Annotated in this window: 1 protein-coding gene; it reads left to right on the forward strand. The window is 63.8% G+C overall.

The features are described from left to right. Positions 1-40 precede the first annotated feature (40 nt). Positions 41-1,537, forward strand: a 1,497-nt coding sequence (pepN, locus tag ACO48X_RS02660; protein WP_485000277.1) for an aminopeptidase N, incomplete at its 3' end; no start/stop codon positions are given.

Raw genomic sequence — 1,537 nt, forward strand, 5'->3', positions numbered from 1 at the left:
ACCGACCATTCGATCAGACCGACCATTCGAAAGGACATTCATGCCAGGGACCAACCTCACCCGTGACGAAGCGGCAAGGCGCTCTAGCCAGATTCAGACCGACTCGTATCGCATCTACCTTGATTTGGCGACGGGGTCCGAAACGACCTTCGTCTCCATCACAGAGATCGACTTCACTGCGGAAGCGGGGGCTTCGACCTTCCTCGACATCATGGCCGAATCGGTGAACAAGGCAGTTCTCAACGGCAACGTGCTCGACGTCGACGCCTTCGCCGACTCCCGCTTCCCACTCGAAGACCTCGCGCCGAACAACACCGTTCGCATAGAGGCGACGATGAACTACTCGCGCACCGGCGAGGGCCTGCACCGCTATGTCGATCCGGCCGACGGCGAGGTTTACCTCTACTCGCAATTCGAGGTGGCCGACGCCAGGCGCGTCTTCGCCTGCTTCGAGCAGCCCGACCTCAAGGCGGATTTCTCCTTGACGATCGACGCGCCCGATTCCTGGACCGTCCTGTCGAATTCCCCGTCACCCGAGCCGGTTCCCTCCCGCGAGGGCATCCTCACGTGGCAGTTCACGCCCACCGAGCGCATGTCCACCTACCTCGTGTCCATCATCGCCGGCCCTTACGCGAGCGCGAAGGGCGACGTCTACCGCTCCGTCGACGGTCGCGAGATCCCGCTCGGCATTTGGGCGCGCAAGTCGCTCATCGAGTATGTCGACGCCGATGAGATCTACGAGGTGACAAAGCAGGGCTTCGAATTCTACGAGGCCAACTACGGGTTCCCCTACCCGTTCCGCAAGTACGACCAGATCTTCTGCCCGGAGTACAACGCGGGCGCGATGGAGCATCCCGGCAACGTGACGTTGGTCGAGTCCTACATCTTCCGCACGAAGCCGACCGGCGCGCTCATCGACCGCCGGGTCATCACAATCCTCCACGAGCAGGCGCACATGTGGTTCGGCGACCTGGTGACGATGAAGTGGTGGGACGATCTGTGGCTCAACGAGTCGTTCGCCGAGTTCATGAGCCACCTGGCCGCGGTGAAGAACACGCGGTGGAAGGACGCCTGGGTGACCTTCCTGGCCTCGGAGAAATCGGGGGCGATCCAGCAGGACCTCCTCCCCTCCACCCACCCTGTGGCAGCCGACATCCGCGACATCGAGGACGTGCTGGTCAACTTCGATCAGATCACCTACGGCAAGGGCGCCTCCGTGCTCAAGCAGCTCGTGGCGTGGGTGGGGCTGGAGGAGTTCCTCGCCGGGGTGCGCTCCTACATCGCCAAGTACGCGTGGGGCAACGCCACGCTGGCCGACCTTTTGGCCGAGTTGGAGGTGACGTCGGGCCGCGACCTCTCGCGCTGGACGAAGGTGTGGCTCCAGGAGGCGGGCGCCAACGTCCTCTCCCCCGAGATCGTCGAAAAGGGCGGCGTCGTCGAATCCTTCGCGATCCGCCAGGAGTCCGACGGGCGCTCCTCGCTGCGCCCCCACCGCATCGGCGTGGGCGGCTTCGACGTGATCGACGGGAAGCTGACC

This window comes from Peptidiphaga sp., assembly GCF_057238965.1.